Source organism: Oleiphilus sp. HI0125, from assembly GCF_001635355.1.
On sequence record NZ_LWGF01000785.1, the window covers coordinates 1 to 824 of the forward strand.

Annotated in this window: 2 protein-coding genes; both read right to left on the reverse strand. The window is 47.1% G+C overall.

The annotated features are described in order from the left end of the window. Positions 1–178, reverse strand: a 178-nt coding sequence (locus tag A3762_RS28830; RefSeq protein ID WP_156493426.1) for an HAD hydrolase-like protein, incomplete at its 3' end; no start/stop codon positions are given. Then, positions 178–824: RluA family pseudouridine synthase (locus A3762_RS12285; RefSeq protein ID WP_156493427.1), on the reverse strand; the 647-nt coding region annotated here is incomplete at its 5' end. The genes A3762_RS28830 and A3762_RS12285, both read right to left, overlap by 1 nt.

Here is an 824-nt window from a genome sequence, read left to right on the forward strand (position 1 = left end):
TAGGATACAGATCAAACAAAGCCTCTTTCATACCGAGACCGATGATACTCTTCATGCGGTCGTAGCTGAGCTCAGGTAGGTCGCACACTTGTGCAGATTCAGCGATGCAGGAAACGATATGACGCTCCGAATCTACCAGGGTTCCATCCCAATCGAACACTATCGTTGAATATCGCACTAAAGTAACTCCATTTTCTCCAGAGCTTGCGTGTAGCGCTCGTCATATTCAGCTTCAAGTCGCATGCGTCGCGTTTTGCCTCCCTTTATTGGCAAGTCAAATTCTATGGCCCGCGCATGAAGCATCAAACGCGCCTTCTCCATTCCGCCCTGATCTTCGACCAAGTTCTGAATATACTTAACATCCCCCACAATTGGATGTTTAGAAAACGCGGCATGGACGCGAATTTGGTGCGTACGCCCAGTAATCGGCTTTGCTTCAACCAAGGTAAACTTATCCGAACGATTCAGAATCGAAAACTTCGTTTGGCTCGGTTTTCCGTCAGCACTCACCACCACCATACGCTCGCCAGATTTGAGCTCATTCTTACGAAGCGGAGCATCCACCATCACTTTGTGCTTTGGCCATTTACCGAATACCGCTAAATGGTAAATCTTGTTCACCGTATCATCTCTAAATTGCGCATGAAGTGCTTTTAAGGCAGGACGACTCTTAGCAATCAGAACAGCACCAGAGGTATCTCGATCTAATCGATGAACGAGCTCAAGAAACTGATGTTCGGGGTATTTTGTACGCAAAGCCTCTATCAAACCCAAGTTCACACCACTTCCGCCATGAACAGCCAAGCCAGAAGGTTTATTGATCA